Genomic DNA, 398 nt, shown 5'->3' with positions numbered 1-398 from the left:
GACGGCGTTGCAAAACCTGAAATAATTGCATTAACTGGCGGTGATGAAGCATCGATGATTTCTTGCCCTGCGTACACCGATAAATTTCGCAGTGGCAAACTCGCATTTTGATAAACGACTTCGAGGGTCCAACCTACTGAGCGGCTGATGGTTGAATCAAAAGACGTTCTTGCAGCTGGTACGGCACCAGTTGTATACGTACCGGACCCACTAGCATTAACAAGGTTGGTTACGTTAGCTGATCGAACATAATAAAACTGTTGCCCAACCGACCCTTGCTGCGCAGTAGGGGGATCTGGTGTAACAGAAAACGTCCCTGCCGGTGTCGTAAACGAAATATTATGATTTAAAAATGCAGTAACATCCTCAGTATCAGTCCTGTATGTGCCCGCCCACAC

At 47.0% G+C, this 398-nt stretch carries 1 protein-coding gene; it reads right to left on the bottom strand.

All coding sequences use genetic code 11. The annotated features are described in order from the left end of the window. Positions 1-398, bottom strand: a 398-nt coding sequence (locus tag KVT34_RS29925; protein ID WP_217563262.1) for a hypothetical protein, incomplete at both ends; no start/stop codon positions are given.

Source organism: Paenibacillus sp. GbtcB18, from assembly GCF_019091125.1.
Lineage (GTDB): Bacteria > Bacillota > Bacilli > Paenibacillales > NBRC-103111 > Paenibacillus_F > Paenibacillus_F chitinolyticus.
This window is presented reverse-complemented; position numbering and strand designations above follow the sequence as displayed.